The organism is Paenibacillus sp. SZ31, from assembly GCF_012912005.1.
Lineage (GTDB): Bacteria > Bacillota > Bacilli > Paenibacillales > Paenibacillaceae > Paenibacillus.
In genome coordinates, this window is record NZ_JABBEA010000012.1 from 1 (window position 1) to 17,663 (window position 17,663).

The window sequence follows — 17,663 nt, forward strand, 5'->3', positions numbered from 1 at the left end:
CGTGGCGGAATGGCAGACGCGCTCGACTCAAAATCGAGTGGGAAACCGTGGAGGTTCGAGTCCTCTCGCCGGTATATATAACGGGATGTAGCTCAGCTTGGTAGAGCACCTGGTTTGGGACCAGGGGGTCGCATGTTCAAATCGTGTCATCCCGATCTCGAAAAAGTACTATCTATATAATTAGATAGTACTTTTTTATGTTTATCTTTATAAGTTACGATCATTACAAGTCGGATACTATCACAATATGCGCACTAACATAACACGTGCGGGTTCCCCTCTTCAGACGACGAGTTAGTTTTGCATAAAGCCCCGTTATTTAGGTCACAATAGGTTTAAAAAGTGATAGAAGGGGTTCATGTGAACACGTTTAACTTCAGAAAACAATTCAAGAGACGCTGGCGACGGTGGAAACGAACATTATGGATGACTGTGGCTTTACTTGCAGTTACCATATTGGCTTATAGCGGTTTGCCTATCTCATCTACGATTGAACGTTTGCTGACGACTAATTTCAGTGAGGCAACCAGTGTGATGGGACCTGTTACGCAGGAAACAAGATCTGAACAGGAGATTCAGGCGCTAGTAGAGCAACTTGATGCTGATCCGGATCATTTAACGAGTGTAGTTTTGGAAACACAGTACATCTGCGGAGTGGAGACAGAGCAGTTAGGCAAGATGGCTAGACCACAGTTGAAGATGCTGCTGGCTCAGCATCCGGAATGGGATGCTAACGTTGGAACATCAGATGAACTGCATCTGAAGCAACGTATAGATGACCTTTCACCACTTTGTAAACAGCAGGCGTACATCAGCATAGATGCTGTAGGGAACCTTAATTTGTATGAGGGTAAGCCAGCAGAAGAGAAGGTCATTCGTACATTCTTTCAATTGGATGTTGGGACGTTGGAGAGTTCTTTGCCTGAAGGCGTACTGGAGCAATTGCAGCAGGGCATTCGGATTCAGGACAAGGATGAATATGATAGCGTAATCTCTACGTTCAGTGACTATGCAGTGGATGAAGACCATCATCTAATCCGCAATGGCGGGTAATCCAATAGTCCTCACCTAAAGCATTAAGATGCTGAAGTACTGATAAGATGGTGGGTATAGCAATAACATTGTTTGGGGTTGCGAAACTAAGGGATAGACCCCAAAATATGTGGAATGTGATGAAGGACATCGAAGAGATGTCCTTTTTGTCGTTTGAACTGAAATACATGAAAATACGTATAAACATGTAAAAAATTCACGAATAAAGACGAGTAATCGGTTAGACAAAGTTTTTCCTGCCGCAGGGTCTATCTTTTGTTATAATGAAATGAACGATACATATGTTCGCTTTTGTGAGGGAGAGATGGTTTTGCGTTTTTTGGGAATTGACCCGGGGATTGCGATTGTTGGTTTTGGTTTTGTGGATAAAATCGGCAGTAAGGTGGTACCCGTACAATATGGATGTATTCAGACGGAAGCTCATACCCCTGAAGAGGAACGGTTGCTTCACGTATATGAAGGTATGGTGCAATTGATTGATAAATACAAACCGGACGCAGTAGCGCTGGAGAAACTTTTTTTCAATCGGAACGTTACAACAGCGATGTCTGTCAGTCAGGCCAGAGGAGTTATGGTACTCGCTGCCGCGCAGAAGGGTTTGCCTATTGCAGAGTATACGCCAATGCAGATCAAGCAGGCCGTTGTTGGGTACGGTAAAGCAGAGAAGAAGCAAGTACAGGAGATGGTTAAAATGTTCTTGCGTCTTCAAGTCGTACCTAAGCCGGATGACGTAGCGGATGCATTGGCTGTAGCTGTGTGCCACGCACACTCTTATACATTAAATTCCAAGTTGAATGAGGTATTGCGAAAATGATTGATTTTCTAAGAGGACAGTTCATTCATGTAGAGAATGATTATATTGTGCTGGATGTTCATGGTGTAGGGTATCGTGTATTCTGTCCGAATCCATTTGCGTTTGCGAAGCAAGAAGGCGAAATTACGGTGTACACCCACCATCATGTGCGTGAGGATGCGATGTTGCTGTTTGGATTTGTTACACGAGATGAACAGCGTTTGTTCCGTAAACTGATTGAAGTATCTGGTATCGGTCCAAAAGTAGCGCTGGGCATACTCGCTGGAGGTACACCAGAACATGTGGTTACGGCGATTTACCAGGAGAATCTTACGTTCTTGACCAAATTGCCAGGCATCGGCAAGAAGACTGCACAACGCATGATCCTGGATCTCAAGGATAAGCTGGATAGTTTTGGCACGGCAGCTTATGCAACAGGTTTGTTCGCTCCTCCATCGGAAGAGTCGGGAAGTGGTTCAGCCTGGGATGAGGCACGTGAAGGTCTCAAGGCACTTGGGTATACTGACAGTGAGCTTGATAAAGTATGGCTCAAAATGAAAAAGGATGTTACTACAGCGGATTCCGTTGATGTGTTGATGAAAAAGGCGCTGCAAATGCTGTTTACGGGATAATACAATTTGCATATTATAATCTAGCTGTAGCCTGCAAAAAAAGGTAGGGATGAACATGGATGATCGGATTATTTCCGCGAACCTGATGATGGAGGACCAGAATGTTGAGTTGAGCCTTCGTCCCCGGTATCTGAATGAATATATCGGGCAGAATCAGGTGAAGGAAAATTTAAAGATATATATTGAAGCTGCCAAATTTCGTAATGAGGCATTGGATCACGTTTTGTTATATGGACCACCTGGACTTGGTAAAACAACACTTGCCAATATCATTGCCAACGAATTGGGCGTTAATTTACGAACTACGTCAGGCCCGGCCATTGAACGCCCGGGTGATCTGGCAGCATTGTTAACCAATCTGCAGGAAGGCGATGTCCTGTTTATTGATGAGATTCATCGTTTGCATCGTACGGTTGAAGAAGTCATGTACCCCGCTATGGAAGATTCCGCATTGGACATTATGATTGGTAAAGGTCCAAGTGCACGTTCCGTTCGGTTGGATCTGCCGCCATTCACTCTGATTGGGGCTACAACGCGCGCTGGCTTGCTGTCTGCGCCACTTCGAGACCGATTTGGTGTTATCAGTCGCTTGGAATTCTATACGGTTGATGAGCTGGCTTACATCGTCTCACGCTCTACAGAAATTTTGGGTGTGGAGATTGTGGGAGATGCTGCGGAAGAGATTGCATTGCGCTCACGTGGGACACCGAGGATAGCGAACCGTTTGTTAAAACGAGTACGTGACTTTGCACAGGTACGTGGTGATGGAATTATAACGCAGACACTGGCGGAAGAAGCGCTACAACGTCTCCAGATCGATCCACGTGGCTTGGATGACATTGATCATAAGATGCTCAAGTCGATGATCAACAGCTTCCGGGGAGGCCCGGTAGGCCTAGATACAATTGCCGCTACGATCGGTGAAGAAAGTCAGACCATCGAGGATGTCTATGAACCATATCTGCTTCAGATTGGTATGATTCAGCGTACACCAAGGGGCAGGGTCGTAACAGATCTCGCTTATCATCACTTGGGTCTACCTGTTCCACCAAGAGACGGGAAATAATCGAACCTGTTGAACATGCTCATTTGAACGTTCACCATAAACATTGAAATAATTACGTGTTAATCCGATATAAAATGAAAGAAATGCATGGAGAGGAGTCTGATTGTGGGAAAAGCAATACGAACGAAGAAGTGGAGTCGTCGATTGAAGGTACTGGCGGCAGCTCTTTTGACAGTGGGTTGTCTGCAAGTGCCTGCGTATGCAGCAGGAAATGATGGACAGACGATCCGGGTAGCCATGTTTGCGAATCTGGGTAGTACGTATAAATCAACTACACCACTCATTACGCTTGAATCGACGGGACAATGGAGCATTCAATCGGAGAGTGGCGCAAATGTAAGCCTTCCGGCAGGACAAGTCCGTTTCAGTACAGATGGATTCCGAGTGAAGGTGTTGGAAACAGCGGACTTTAAGGCAGCATCTGCAGCAGCAAAATTGTTGCAGGCAACCGCGGATAAGCCGTTGCTGTTCACAACCTCTTTGAATGGAAATGCGATCTACCAGCTCTACACTGGTAACTATGCAACGGAGGCACTTGCTGGACAAGCTGTTACACGGATACAAAAGGTAGCAGCAGCTCAATTGGCTGGTCAAAAGCCAGCTGTAACGGGAAGTAAACGCCTGTCTGCTGGAACCTATGGTTCGATTCAGGAAGCAGAGGCAGCTCAAGCCAACCTTTTATCAACAGGAGTTAGTGCCTATCCAGTCCTTCAACTAAGTGGGGGAAGTCAAGCATATGCAGTATGGGTGGGTGAAGCTTCAACGGATGCGGAATTATCCACATTGAAGAAAAGTGTGGAAGCCAAAGCTCCGGGGGTAAGTCTTTCACCTGTCAACAATAGCGCAGGGCTCATCATCCGTCAGGATGCAGGATTAAGTACGGATGCACTGAAAACAGCTCCGCATTACACCCTTGCAGGTACTGATTCCAAAGCATTGGTACAAGGAAATAGCAATGGTATCAAAGTGGTGGAGCGTTCCGAGCGAACGTATCGTGGAGATATGGAAATCAGCATCGTGAGCGGTGATCTGGCGTTGGTCAACGTCGTTCCACTGGAGCAATACCTGTACTCTGTCGTAGGGGCAGAGGTGTATTCCTCCTGGCCTGCTGAGGCTCTGAAAGTCCAAGCCGTAGCTGCTCGATCCTACGCGCTTCAACAGGGTGAACGTTTCAAAATAGCGAATGTCGTGGATACGACGCTCAGCCAAGCCTATAACGGGATTGGTTCGGAGAATGATAAAGTAACCAGCGCAGTAGATGCAACGGCTGGAGAAGTGGTCAAGAGCGGTGGTAAAATCATCGAAGCTGTGTTCTCCTCCAACGCGGGCGGACAAACGGCTCATCCTTCCGAGGTATGGAACGGCGGAGCAGGTGTGTTCACCAATGTGGTTAGCTCAGGGGATACATCGGCCCAGGCAGGATTACATACGTGGTACCATGTGATGCTCAGTTCAGGCGTTAGCGGGTACATTCGTGAGGATAACATCAAAGAATTAACGACAAAGACCAATGCGGGACTGGCCAAAGTGACGGTAACGGCTCAGAATACCAATGTGCGTGCCATTCCGTTAATTCAATCCACCGTTGAACCTGTAGCCAAAATGAATCCAGGTAACGAAGCTGTTGTACTGGCAAAAGTGGCTCAATCCAACGACTATGCCTGGGTGAGAGGACCTTTCACGTCAGCTCAGTTGGTTAAATCTCTTCAGGGTAAAACAACAGCATCTGTTCCTGCTTCAATCTCAACCTTGGAAGTAACCAAGCGTGGACCTTCCGGAAGAGCACTTGAAGTCACTGCCAACGGACAGGCTATGACGGTGAAATATGCCGATACCTACCGCTCTGCGTTGGGTGGATTACCGAGCACTTTATTTGATATTGCAGGGACCGGAAGTTATACTGTATTAGGCGCTGACGGCAAAACAGCCAGTAAAACCGGCTCAAATGGGGCCTCTGTATTGTCTTCCTCTGGTACAGGAACGTCATCCGGTAATGCACTTGTGGTTATGAGTGGTGATGGTCAAGCGAGAGCTGTAACGCAGGGTCAGACCTACATGTTCATCGGTCAGGGTAATGGCCACGGATTGGGCTTGTCCCAATGGGGAGCCAAAGGTATGGCAGATGAAGGGTATGATTACCAGGCAATATTGAAACACTATTATCAAAATGCGACTATTGTTAAGGAATGAAACTAAAATGAATGTGAACTTATATGATTTTGAATTACCAGAGCAATTGATTGCACAGACGCCGCTGCTTGATCGCACGGCATCCCGATTGCTTACCTTGAACAAAGATAGTGGTGAGATTAATCATCAAACATTTCCTGATATCATCGACTTTCTGGAGTCTGGCGATACATTGATTCTGAATGATACCCGTGTTCTTCCAGCCCGTCTGTTCGGTACAAAAGAAGATACCGGAGCAAAAGCGGAAGTGTTATTGCTTAAAAATGTGGAAGGCGACAAGTGGGAAGCACTGGTTAAGCCGGGTAAAAAACTGAAAGCCGGTTCGGTCATCGTATTCGGTGATGAACTGAAAGCGATCATTGAAGAAGAAGGCGAGATGGGGGCACGTACACTCACGTTCACGTATAATGGAATCTTCCAGGAGATTCTGGACCGTTTGGGCGAGATGCCGTTGCCACCTTATATCAAAGAGACATTGGATGACCGCGAACGGTATCAGACCGTGTATGCCAAGCATGAAGGATCAGCGGCTGCACCTACGGCGGGACTACATTTTACGGATGAATTGTTGGATCAGATTCGTGCCAAAGGCGTTAATGTCGCCTTCATCACGCTTCATGTAGGACTGGGAACATTCAGACCGATGTCTGTAGATGTTGTAGAAGATCATGTCATGCATGAGGAGTATTACTCCTTGTCACAAGAAACAGCAGACCTGATTAACCAGACCAAAGAGAATGGACACCGCGTTTTTGCGGTTGGGACAACGAGCTGCCGTACTTTGGAAACGGTAGGGAGCAAATTCGAGGATGGATTACTGCAAGCGAGCAGCGGATGGACCAGCATTTTCATCTATCCAGGCTACTCCTTTAAAGTGATCGATGGGATGCTTACGAATTTTCATCTTCCGAAATCCACGTTGGTGATGTTGGTTAGTGCACTTGCAGGCAGGGAACATATTATGCAGGCATATGAGGAAGCCATTCAAGAGCAATACCGCTTCTTCAGCTTCGGCGATGCCATGTTGATATATTAGAAGCAATTTCATAACTCACTAATAAAGGTATTATGAAATTGCTTCATTAGTATAACGATTAACTTTTAGAGGATGATTAAAACCAATGGCAGCAATTACGTATGAACATATCAAAACTTGTAAACAGTCCGGTGCACGTCTGGGACGTGTACATACACCTCACGGTATCATTGAGACACCGACCTTTATGCCTGTAGGTACACAGGCGACTGTCAAAACAATGAGCCCTGAAGAATTGAAAGAAATGGATGCTCAGATTATCTTGAGTAATACGTATCATCTGTTTCTAAGACCAGGACATGAAATTATTCGTGAAGCTGGCGGATTGCACAAGTTCATGAACTGGGATCGTCCAATTTTGACGGACAGCGGCGGATTCCAAGTGTTTTCTCTCAGCGAGATGCGCAAAATTACGGAAGAAGGCGTTAACTTCCGCTCCCATCTGAACGGAGACAAGAAGTTCCTTTCTCCTGAAGTGGCGATGGAAATCCAGAATGCACTTGGCTCCGATATTATGATGGCGTTTGATGAATGCCCACCGTATCCGGCTGAATATGAATATGTCAAAAAATCACTCGAAAGAACGAGCCGCTGGGCAGAACGTTGTCTCGAAAGTCACGCTCGTCCGCATGATCAAGGTTTGTTTGCCATCGTACAGGGAGGCATGCATGAAGATCTTCGCCGTCAGAGCGCCGCAGATTTGACTTCCATGGATTTCCCGGGGTATGCTATTGGTGGACTGAGTGTTGGAGAACCGAAACATTTGATGTATGGTGTATTGGATTACACGTTACCTTTGTTGCCATCCAATAAACCACGTTATTTGATGGGGGTAGGTTCGCCCGATGCATTGATTGAGGGATCAATTCGTGGAGTGGACATGTTCGATTGTGTTCTGCCTACTCGGATTGCCCGTAACGGAACAACAATGACCAGTCAAGGACGTCTGGTAGTTCGTAATGCCAAGTTTGCAACTGATTTTGGGCCTCTTGACCCTGAATGTGATTGCTACACTTGTCGCAACTATTCCAGAGCTTACCTGCGTCATTTGATCAAAGCAGATGAAACATTTGGCCTGCGTTTGACGACAATCCATAATCTTCATTTCTTGCAGAATTTGATGCGTAATGTACGTAAAGCCATTATGGAAGATCGTTTGCTTGATTTCCGGGATGAATTTTTCGATCAATATGGTCTTCATGACAATGACAAAGGTTTCTGATTGAGATTTAAAGGAAACCGGCGTAACAAGCAATATCTGTATGTATAGTCGATAAGGGGGAGTTTTGAATGTTTCAAGGAATGCCTCTAGCAGGAGCGCAAGGCGGTGGGATCGTATCTTTGATTGTACCTTTAGTACTCATGGTTGCGATTTTCTACTTCTTAATGATTCGTCCACAGAACAAAAAGCAAAAGCAACGGAATTCCATGCTGAGCCAATTGAAAAAAGGCGATAAAATTGTAACGATTGGTGGCCTTCACGGTACGATCGCTGAGATTACGGACGATGTGGTTGTATTGCGTGTAAACGATGTAACTAAGCTTACATTTGACCGTAATGCAATCAGCACGGCTGTAGCTCGTGATACGGCTGTTGAATAGTTACTGTAACATAGAATAACGAGGGTGCGTTTGTGGCGTATTCCTTAGTAGAGAACCGGTCTCCCTGGAGATCGGTTCTCTTTTTTTTATGAGGGAAGGTCGATGTACTCACCGGTCAATCAGGAACGATGTGTGTTAACGCCAAACATGCCACCGAGAGCTGAGATGAAGAAAGCACTGAGTAGTTGCAAACTATCTTTCCAATTAAACGAAGCATCCAACGCGAGAAATCCGATCAACAGTACAAGGAGTCCATATACGATTCCGGTAATCCCTCCGTAGTACCATCCTTTTTCACCAGAGCGTTTGCCTGCCACGAAACCACCAACCAATAACGACAAGCCATGAACAACATAGGTATACAACGAGAGGTCCTGTTCCCGCATTCCGCTCATCCAGAGAAACAAGGAGAGAATTAATGCTCCGATAAACATCCATACAAAAGCCTGACAGAGGCCTGACAGAATCGGATTGGACACTCGAAACGAAACCAAGCGGCGGATCAATTGCATGAAGCAACCCCCTTGTACAAGTTATAAGTTAATACAGTGTATGGTCAAGCCTTCGGACTTATGAACTGATTTCCATTAAATGAACGGATTATTTCTGCATGAGCATGTAAGGTTCAGGTCAAAATAGGGATTGCACTACAGCTAACTGTCAAAAACTCAGTTTCGAAGGAGGACCCCTATTGTGAACTTCCCAGATGTCGGAGCACATATCTTTCGAACCATTCTCATGTACTTTCTTGTGTACTGTGCTATTCGGGTTATGGGTAAACGTGAGATCGGTAAGCTATCCATGTTTGATCTGGTCGTGTCGATTATGCTCGCGGAGATGGCTGCCTTTGTCATTGAAGATATAGATAAACCTTTGTCTCATGGGATTGCACCCATGCTGACGGTCATCATCGTGCAAATCGGAATGGCCTTTGTCGGTTTGAAAAGTCGGAGACTGCGCTTAATGATTGATGGCAAACCTACCGTATTGATATCCAAAGGCGTTCTTCATCGGGATGAGATGCGCAAACAGCGATATAACCTGGATGATCTGTTGTTACAGCTTCGTGAACAGAATGTAGATAGTATTGGCGAAGTTGATTTCGCCATTTTGGAGACTACAGGTAAGCTGACCGTGTTTCCTAAAGATCAGAATGATTCTAATGGCAGCAGTAGCAGTTCTTCTGACTCTGACTCAGAAGGGTCTTCTTCCAGTAAATCCAAAGCAGGAAAAAATCAGATTGATGGATTCCCCAATATCAAATATGAAGGTCTGCCACTGCCCTTAATTATGGACGGCAAGGTCCAAGATCAGAATCTGGAACTCATTCAGAAAACGAGATTTTGGCTAAAAAATCAAATTCAGCACAACGGAATTATGGATTTCAAAGATGTGTTTATATGTTCTATCGATCACAATGGCAAGGTGTATGTAAGTCCAAAAGATGATAAAAAGTGAACATCATTTGCTTGACCGACGTTTGAACCATGAACCTATAAAAGGAGCACGGGACAGATCATGGAAGTCAATCATCTTGGTCCAGCCCATAACGATGAAATAAACGATGAGGCCAACGAAAGGAGCGAGAAGCATTCGGACCCAGAAAGGCAAAATCATGGCAGTCTCTTCGTATACAAGCAGGGTTGCTGCTCCCATAATAAACATTCCGGCTCCCGTTTTGACCCAATCCATGATCTTGAAGCGGAACTGTAGCATTTTACGTACGCTTTGGGCATGTAATAGGGTAACGACAGTAGAATTCACACAGATCGCGATAACTGCACCGAAGATGCCATACTCGGGCCGGGAAGCGAGCGTTAAAATCAACGTGATTTTGATAACAGCACCGATAAATGTATTTAGCAGTGCTTTGCCTGGACGGTCAAGGGCTTGCAATGCAGCTTGAAGAGGGGCTTGAATATAAATGAACAAAGCAAAAGGAGCCATTAGCTTAAGCATGCTTCCGATCGATGCATCATTATACAGAACAAGACACATCGGTTCGGCAAGCACATACATAAACACAGAAAACGGAGCACCTGTCACGAGTGCCAAACGTAATGCCTGATGCATTCTTTTGTGAATCAGTGCGCGATCTCCCTGAGCAGAAGCTTCGGACAGTGAAGGTACAAGTGATGTCGCAAGAGATGAGGTTAGTGCTCCTGGCAGCAGCAGTAAAGGGATAATCATACCTTGTAGTGCACCATACTGTGCTGTGGCAAGTCCTTTGGATATGCCTGCCAGAGCAAGACTCTGGGCAGTGACAATGGTTTCAGCCAGATAGGAGAGAGAGCCAACCAATCGACCTGCCGTAACGGGAACAGAAATCGCAAGCAAACGCCGAATTAATCCGGTCTGCGTAGTATCTGTATCTTTCATAACTGGGGTTCCTGTGGTTATAGGCTTGCTTGAGAGATTGGACATATTCTGATGATTACCTAGCGGCAACTCATTCTTCTGCCTGTTATACTTCCACAAGAGTACAAGCATACCGCCGAATTCTCCAACGAGTGCGCCCAGCATGGCACCTGCAGCCGCCTGTGCAATACCGTGGGGGAGGAGAAGCCAGGCAAACCAGATGACACAGACGATGCGAATGATGGTTTCAACAATGGATGAAATGGCAGTAGGCATCATATTTTGCTTGCCTTGGAAGTACCCTCTGTAGACGGCAGATACCGCGATAATGGTAATCATGGGGCTCATACTAACGAACGTATGGTACACCCGTTCATCTGTGAGCACGTACTTGGTAACCCATGGTGCAAATATAATGCACAAAAACATGAATACTACACCCAGCGTCAGCGTGAAGCTTAAGCTTATTTGCAGGATGCGCTGGGGGGAATAACGATTGGCACCGGTGTCAGCTTCGGCTACGAGCTTGGCTACTGCTAGCGGAATACCACCCGTAATTAATGTCACCAGTACGATAAAAAAGGGATAGCTCAATTGGTAGATGCCAACACCTTCTGCACCGATGACTCGTGGCAGCGCTATGCGGGGGATGAAACCAAGTATTCGATTAACTATGCCTGCCGCGAGCAGGATCATGGCCCCCTGGATAAATGTCTGTTTCTTCAAGACTACCCCTCTTTCCCGGTTGAAAGTACAGGTTATCATCATAAACGGGACAAAGCCGTTGTACTTCATCCTATGCCAGTCCTTCATCTTCTCATGACAACTTGGACACGATTAACAAAAAGAACCATAACCAGCAAGAAGGAATATGATCAGGCGAAGTCGAATGATGTAATATTGATGCCGCATAAAGGCTTGGATGTACGAAGGGAGGCTCCCCGTTGGAAGAAATGAATGATGTGGAGTTGGAACAGTCAATAGAGATGCTCTGCCGTAGCAAGGCGGAGGAATTAAGGCTTGTCGGTTACGAATATGTCACCAGCAAAGATGTCTGGAATTGCGTCAGTCATAAATATGAAAAACAGGGCATCCCACCGCTTCACCAGCTGGTGAACGACATTTTGTCACTGAAAGCAACAAGCTTTATGAACTTTATGACCGTGTCTGCATACCGGGGGTCCTCTTTCTAGACGAAAGGGATCTTTTTTGTTGAAAATTGACTGCTTTTTACGGCATCGCTATAATAGGAATATTGAGAACGAAAGGGGATCTAGGAACGGCATGAAAAGAATTATCAGTTTCATTCTGGTCGTGCTTGTCACCACAGGGGTAATGGTGGGAACAAGCCCGGAGCTGCTCAAAAATATACGCTTGGGCCTTGATTTAAAGGGAGGCTACGAGATCTTATATGAAGCAGAGCCGCTCGATGAGGGACAACAAGTCACCAAAGCGTCACTGGTGCAAACGGCCAAGAGTCTTGAAAGCCGCGCCAATGCGCTCGGAACAAGCGAACCGGAGGTAACCACTGAAGGAAGCAACCGGATTCGATTGAAGTTGGCAGGGGTAACGGACGAGGCTGAAGTTAGGGCCAAAATGAAAGAACCAGCAGTTTTGACCTTCCGTAGTAAAGCTGAGAATGACAAGGAAGGCGAATACACCAAAATCGAACTTCGCGGAAATGAATTTGTTGAGAATGCAGCCAAAGTTGTATTCACTCAATTGAATGAGCCGATGATTGACATTCAAGTGAAAGACAAAGCCAAATTTTCCGAGATTACCAAACGTTTGATCGGACAACCTCTTGCTATTTATTTGGACGATGAGTTGCTCTCTGCTCCAACCGTTAGACAACAGTTGACAGATGGTTCGGCTCAGATTTCGGGTGCCTACACACGTGACGAAGCAAACCAGCTTCGTGACACCATTAACTTGGGTGCATTGCCACTGAAACTTACAGAGAAGTATTCACAAAGTGTTGGTGCAACACTTGGTAAGCTTTCTCTGGATCAGACCATTAAAGCAGGATTAATTGGTTCCGTTATTATTCTGGTGTTCATGATTGGGCTTTATCGCATTCCTGGTATTATTGCGAGTTTTGCCTTGATCACACATACGTGGCTGGTACTTGCGATCTTCTACATGGGAGAATTCGTACTTACCCTTCCAGGTATTGCGGCGTTCATCCTGGGTATAGGTATGGCGGTCGATGCCAATATCATCACGTACGAACGGATTAAAGAAGAAATGCGCAGTGGTAAGTCGATCTTGTCTTCCGTTAAAGCGGGAAGCAAGCATTCCTTCCGGACAATCATCGACTCCAACATCACAACCATTATTGCTGCGGCTGTTATGTTCTTCTTGGGTACAGGTGCGGTTAAAGGGTTTGCACTCGTGCTGATTTTTGACATTGTCACCAGTATTATCACGAATATTTTCTTCTCCCGCTTCCTGTTGACCCTGCTTGTACGGGGTAACGTGTTGAAGAAGCCTAAGTACTTCGGAGTGAAGGAGAGTGAAATTCGTGCGCTTTAATTGGAATTTTGATTATATTAAAGGCAGTAAGATTGCCTATATCTTCTCGATTATTCTGACGATTACGGGGATCATTAGCATTCTGGCTTTGGGTTTGAATTATGCGGTTGATTTCCGTGCTGGATCGAATGTGGATATCTCGGTATCCAAAGCAATCACAGCGGAGCAGATTAAACCTATCGTTAAGGACATCGGTGTTGATGAGGGTGATGTTACCATTACACCGGGGGCTGACCGTGTAAACGTTCGTTTCTCCAATGAACTGGATGAGACCCAAGAGAGCAAATTTAAAGAAGAATTTACTAAACTGGATGCATCTGCTTCCTATGAAGTAAATACGGTTGATCCGGAGATGGCCAAAGAATTGGAACGCAACGCGATCTACGCGGTACTCATTGCAAGTATCGGGATCATGATCTATGTTGCGATCCGATTCGAGTGGCGCTTTGGTTTGGCTGCGGTTATCGCACTCTTCCATGATGCATTTGTCGTAATAAGTGTGTTCTCCATCTTCCGTTTGGAAGTGGATCTGACCTTTATTACCGCAGTATTGACCATTGTCGGGTTCTCGATCAACGATACCATCGTTATCTTTGACCGGATTCGTGAGAATCTGCGTTTTGCCAAAAAGACAACCAAAGCCGACTTGCGTGAGGTAGTCAATCGCAGTTTGGCTCAAACGATGACACGTTCCCTGAATACAACATTTACCGTGTTTGCAGCTTCAATCTGTTTGTTCATATTCGGTGGAGAATCCATTCGCATGTTCTCACTTGCAATGGTTATCGGAACACTGTTCGGCGCATATTCTTCAATCTATATCGCTGCCCCACTATGGCTGATGCTCAAAGGTAAACAAGTGGATAAGCCAAAAACAGTAGCTAAAGAATCTAACTAAACATCTTATTGTGAAGCCGCGTCTGCCAGGCGCGGTTTTGCAACTTTATGTACAGAATTAAGGGGGAATATTCATGACCAGAGAACATATCCCATCGGCTCATGCTGCCACATGGAGCGGTATTGCTGGTAATATGGGACTTGCGGTGATCAAAGCGGGAGTCGGTTATATGGCAAACAGCAAATCATTGCTCGCTGACGGCTTGTATTCTGCTTCTGAAGCTGGTTCTGCCCTGGCTGGTCTCTTTCCCTCCAAGTCTGTACGCCATAAGAGCAAGGCTCGCAGGGAACGGTTTAGAGAACATTCACGTGTTGCCAGACCGGGAATTTCAGTATTGTTATCTGTCCTGATCCTCATGGGTGGATTGCAGCTTGCCATCTCTGCATTGGGTAGTCTCTCCGGAAGTGAACCGGCAGCACCTGGCAAGTCAGTACTTTTGGTGGCTGTTGCGGCTCTGGCTGTGAAGGAAGCAATTTTTCAATTTCAGTACAGATATTTCCGTAAACGAAATCAGTCTCAGGCGCTGGCCTATGCACAGCAACATCGGCGTGCACTCTATTGCTCGCTTACCGTATTAATCGGTATTATCGGTTCGATGGCTGGTGAAGAGACGGGCTTGAGCATGCTGCTCTACTTGGACCCCACGGCTGCATTGATTGCTTCCTGTTTTGTACTTCACAAGGGTTACCGAATGATTGTGGACACAGTCTATGGTTCACTCGTTCAGGAACTGGAGCAAGAAGAAGCGTCCGATTTCAAAGAGACAGTACAGCGGGTGTATGGCATCATTACGATCGAGCATTTGGTCGCACGTGAACAGGAACATGACGTTACGATTGAGCTGGTCATTAGTGTGAATCCAAGGATTTCAATATTGGAAGCACAGGAAATTGCGAATCGGGCCAAGACACTACTGCTAACCCGTTTCAGTCATGTGAAAGAAGTACAGATTCAAGCGATACCTTATGATCCAGGTTATCCCTATAAATCCAATCATGAACTGCCCGATCACGAAGCGACATTAATTCAGTAGTGAAGCGCGGGTCCAGTAGATCAGGAAAGGAGCGTTATCATTGCTTTATTCGCAATACCGGTGGAATACACCGAATATCGATTTGGAGGCGGCTGCGGGACTCTCGCAGGCGCTTTCCGTTTCACCCCTTGTTGGACGTTTGCTTGTGAGTCGAGGAGTGCACAATGAGAAGGAGGCAGAACGTTTTTTGCATCCTGATCTGAATCAGATGCATGATCCCTATCTGCTACTGGGCATGAATGAAGCAGTGCCTCGAATCAAGCTGGCTTTGGAGCGGGAAGAACACATTTTAATCTACGGGGATTATGACGCTGATGGCGTATCCAGTACATCGCTGATGATCCATTTGATGCGTCATCTTGGGGCTTCGTACGATATATACATTCCTCATCGCTCGAATGAAGGGTATGGGTTACACAACCATGCGTTGGATTGGGCCCATCAACAAGGCGTTTCATTGATTATTACCGTGGACACCGGAATCAGTGCTGTTGAACAGATTGCCTATGCGGCAACACTGGGTATCGAAGTCATTGTGACAGACCACCACGAACCGCCTGATGTTTTGCCCGAAGCCTTTACACTTATCAATCCAAAACTTCCGGGATGTCCGTATCCTTTTAAAGGTTTGGCAGGAGCGGGGGTAGCCTTGAAGCTGGCTCAGGCATTGATCGGGGAAGTGCCCGGTGAATGGATGGAGATTGCCGCTATTGGCACTGTAGCCGATCTGATGCCTTTGGAAGGTGAGAATCGGGTTATCGTCAGTTATGGAATAGAATCTATGCGTGGTTCACGTCTTCCGGGTGTAAGTGCATTGCTTGAAATCAGTGGTGTGGATCAGAGTCAGGTGACTTCGATTAATATTGCCTTTGCTATGGCACCGCGTATTAATGCCAGTGGACGGTTGGATCATGCCGGGAGAGCAGTGTCGCTTCTCACCACCGAGAATCTGGATGAAGCTCATACGCTTGCCGGCCAGCTCGATCTATTGAATCGGGAGCGGCAGCAAGTCGTTGAGGGCATATTACAAGAAGCAACGGCACAGTTGGAACAAAAGATACAGCTTCGTTCAGGATCCGTTCCAGATGTAATCGTATTGGCTGGTGAGGGCTGGAATGTTGGAGTGGTTGGTATTGTGGCTTCCAAATTGCTGGACCGCTATTACCGACCTACACTTATTCTTGGGATCGATCCGGAGAGCGGTGTCTGCAAAGGCTCTGCACGCTCCATTGAGGGCTTGGATATCTATCAGGCGCTCACAGTCAATAAACACACCATGGACCATTACGGGGGACATCCTGCTGCAGCAGGTATGACCCTGCATCGGGATCAGCTGGAGGAACTTGAGGCTGGCTTGAATGAGTTTGCTGCAACGGTGTTGACCGAAGAGGACTTTGTACCTCAGCGTCTTGCAGATGATGAATGCAGAATCAGTGATGTTCCGCTGAAAGTGATCCAGGAGATTGACAGACTTCAGCCTTTCGGGATGAGTAATCCTTCGCCAAGGTTTGTGTTTAGAAGTGTGACTGTGAAGGAAACCAGAACGATGGGTCGAGAGAAACGTCATCTGAAATTGGTTCTGGAGCAAGATGGTCAGCAACTGGAAACGGTGGCTTTTGGTAAGGGAGCGTTAGCAGAGTTCCTTCTCCCAGGTTCCGTTATTGATGTGATGGGAGAACTGTCCATCAATGAATGGAATGGGATGAGAAAACCTCAATTGATGCTTCAGGACATTCATGTTCCTCAGGTCCAAGTATTTGATTTGCGCGGTAATGCGGAGCCATTGAATGCGATGAAGCATTTCTTGAGCTCACTTGAGGTGCATCTGCGATACAAATCAGGTTCTGTTGGCGCTATTGTTCGGAAAGAAACAGACGTTTCCGAGGGAAATTCATTGTATGAACCTTGCCTTTGGGTATATGATAGAAAGGTCGGGTTATTTCCGTGTAATGCTGCTGCACAGCATTATGGACAGGAACAAGTCCGGACGTTATTTGTGTTTGATACGCCGGAAACCCCGGAACAACTTGATGCCATGCTGGCTTTGTTCAGTAGAGCTGAAAATATCATCCTTCTACACGGATCAGGCAACCGCCGAGATCGCCTTCAGATGCCTTCCAGAGATCTCTTTAAGCGTATTTATATGCAGGTGTTAAAATGGAAAGCTGAACCCGTGGAGGAACAAGAGATTACTCCTGTGCTCAGTCGTCAGTGTGGATGTTCGCCGCGCATGATTACGATGATGTTGGATGTATTCGAAGAGTTATCCTTCATTTCCCGTGATAACGGCAAAATTGCGTTTGTGGATAACCCACCTAAGCGTGAACTAACCGCTTCACGTCACTACCAGGCGATCGAAAACATGGCTGAGATAGAACAGGTGATGCTGGATGCAGCCACACCGCAACTGACACAATGGATGATATCCCGGATGAAGGGCGTATCTTAGATGGAAGTTTGTGTATTT

Annotated in this window: 16 protein-coding genes and 1 tRNA gene; 15 read left to right on the plus strand and 2 right to left on the minus strand. The window is 46.2% G+C overall.

Features of this window, described 5'->3' with window-relative positions:
* Positions 1-81: 81 nt before the first annotated feature.
* The 9 genes from HF638_RS20335 (at position 82) to yajC (ending at position 8,372) form a co-directional block, all read left to right on the plus strand.
* Positions 82-155 (plus strand) — tRNA-Pro (locus HF638_RS20335).
* A gap of 205 nt (positions 156-360) precedes the next feature.
* Positions 361-1,053, plus strand: a complete 693-nt coding sequence (locus tag HF638_RS28915) for a BofC C-terminal domain-containing protein (protein ID WP_169481805.1) — start codon at positions 361-363, stop codon at positions 1,051-1,053.
* A 310-nt stretch (positions 1,054-1,363) separates the two neighbouring features.
* Positions 1,364-1,867: a crossover junction endodeoxyribonuclease RuvC gene (gene ruvC / locus HF638_RS20345; RefSeq protein ID WP_017686765.1), complete on the plus strand. Its 504-nt coding sequence runs from the start codon at positions 1,364-1,366 to the stop codon at positions 1,865-1,867.
* A complete protein-coding gene (gene ruvA / locus HF638_RS20350; protein ID WP_169481806.1) occupies positions 1,864-2,478 on the plus strand; it encodes a Holliday junction branch migration protein RuvA in 615 nt (204 codons plus the stop codon). Before ruvC ends, ruvA begins: the two co-directional genes overlap by 4 nt.
* Positions 2,479-2,533: 55 nt before the next feature.
* Complete coding sequence (ruvB, locus tag HF638_RS20355) at positions 2,534-3,544, plus strand: Holliday junction branch migration DNA helicase RuvB (protein WP_169481807.1); 1,011 nt, start codon at positions 2,534-2,536, stop codon at positions 3,542-3,544.
* Positions 3,545-3,631: 87 nt separating this feature from the next.
* On the plus strand, positions 3,632-5,734 hold the full coding sequence (locus HF638_RS20360; protein ID WP_211175715.1) for a SpoIID/LytB domain-containing protein: 2,103 nt from the start codon (positions 3,632-3,634) through the stop codon (positions 5,732-5,734).
* A gap of 7 nt (positions 5,735-5,741) precedes the next feature.
* Positions 5,742-6,770 (plus strand): tRNA preQ1(34) S-adenosylmethionine ribosyltransferase-isomerase QueA, encoded by a 1,029-nt coding sequence (gene queA, locus HF638_RS20365; protein ID WP_169481809.1) that lies wholly within the window; start codon positions 5,742-5,744, stop codon positions 6,768-6,770.
* Between the two features lie 85 nt (positions 6,771-6,855).
* Complete coding sequence (gene tgt, locus HF638_RS20370; protein ID WP_036616872.1) at positions 6,856-7,992, plus strand: tRNA guanosine(34) transglycosylase Tgt; 1,137 nt, start codon at positions 6,856-6,858, stop codon at positions 7,990-7,992.
* A gap of 68 nt (positions 7,993-8,060) precedes the next feature.
* Positions 8,061-8,372: a preprotein translocase subunit YajC gene (yajC, locus tag HF638_RS20375; RefSeq protein WP_036616875.1), complete on the plus strand. Its 312-nt coding sequence runs from the start codon at positions 8,061-8,063 to the stop codon at positions 8,370-8,372.
* 119 nt (positions 8,373-8,491) lie between these two features.
* Here yajC and HF638_RS20380 read toward each other — a convergent pair whose 3' ends face one another.
* Positions 8,492-8,884: a TIGR04086 family membrane protein gene (locus HF638_RS20380; protein WP_017686772.1), complete on the minus strand. Its 393-nt coding sequence runs from the start codon at positions 8,882-8,884 to the stop codon at positions 8,492-8,494.
* Between the two features lie 226 nt (positions 8,885-9,110).
* Here HF638_RS20380 and HF638_RS20385 point away from each other — a divergent pair, with 226 nt between their 5' ends.
* Positions 9,111-9,830 (plus strand): YetF domain-containing protein, encoded by a 720-nt coding sequence (locus HF638_RS20385; RefSeq protein ID WP_169481941.1) that lies wholly within the window; start codon positions 9,111-9,113, stop codon positions 9,828-9,830.
* Between the two features lie 3 nt (positions 9,831-9,833).
* Here the strand turns inward: HF638_RS20385 and spoVB are convergent, their stop codons facing one another.
* Positions 9,834-11,456 carry a stage V sporulation protein B gene (spoVB, locus tag HF638_RS20390; protein ID WP_169481810.1) on the minus strand — a complete coding sequence of 541 codons (1,623 nt, stop codon included), beginning with the start codon at positions 11,454-11,456 and terminating at the stop codon, positions 9,834-9,836.
* A gap of 227 nt (positions 11,457-11,683) precedes the next feature.
* On the opposite strand from spoVB, the gene HF638_RS20395 reads away from it, so the two are divergent.
* The 5 genes from HF638_RS20395 (at position 11,684) to recJ (ending at position 17,645) form a co-directional block, all read left to right on the plus strand.
* The gene (locus tag HF638_RS20395; protein ID WP_036617497.1) at positions 11,684-11,923 is read left to right on the plus strand and encodes a post-transcriptional regulator; all 240 of its coding nucleotides are present in this window, start codon (positions 11,684-11,686) and stop codon (positions 11,921-11,923) included.
* Positions 11,924-12,014: 91 nt separating this feature from the next.
* Positions 12,015-13,265, plus strand: coding sequence for a protein translocase subunit SecD (gene secD, locus HF638_RS20400; protein WP_169481811.1), 1,251 nt, complete (start codon positions 12,015-12,017; stop codon positions 13,263-13,265).
* The gene (gene secF, locus HF638_RS20405) at positions 13,255-14,163 is read left to right on the plus strand and encodes a protein translocase subunit SecF (RefSeq protein ID WP_169481812.1); all 909 of its coding nucleotides are present in this window, start codon (positions 13,255-13,257) and stop codon (positions 14,161-14,163) included. The genes secD and secF overlap by 11 nt, the downstream gene beginning before the upstream one ends.
* Before the next feature lie 73 nt (positions 14,164-14,236).
* The gene (locus tag HF638_RS20410; protein WP_169481813.1) at positions 14,237-15,196 is read left to right on the plus strand and encodes a cation diffusion facilitator family transporter; all 960 of its coding nucleotides are present in this window, start codon (positions 14,237-14,239) and stop codon (positions 15,194-15,196) included.
* 40 nt (positions 15,197-15,236) lie between these two features.
* Entirely contained in the window at positions 15,237-17,645 is a 2,409-nt protein-coding gene (gene recJ / locus HF638_RS20415; RefSeq protein WP_169481814.1) for a single-stranded-DNA-specific exonuclease RecJ, read from the plus strand.
* The last annotated feature ends 18 nt before the right edge of the window (positions 17,646-17,663 follow it).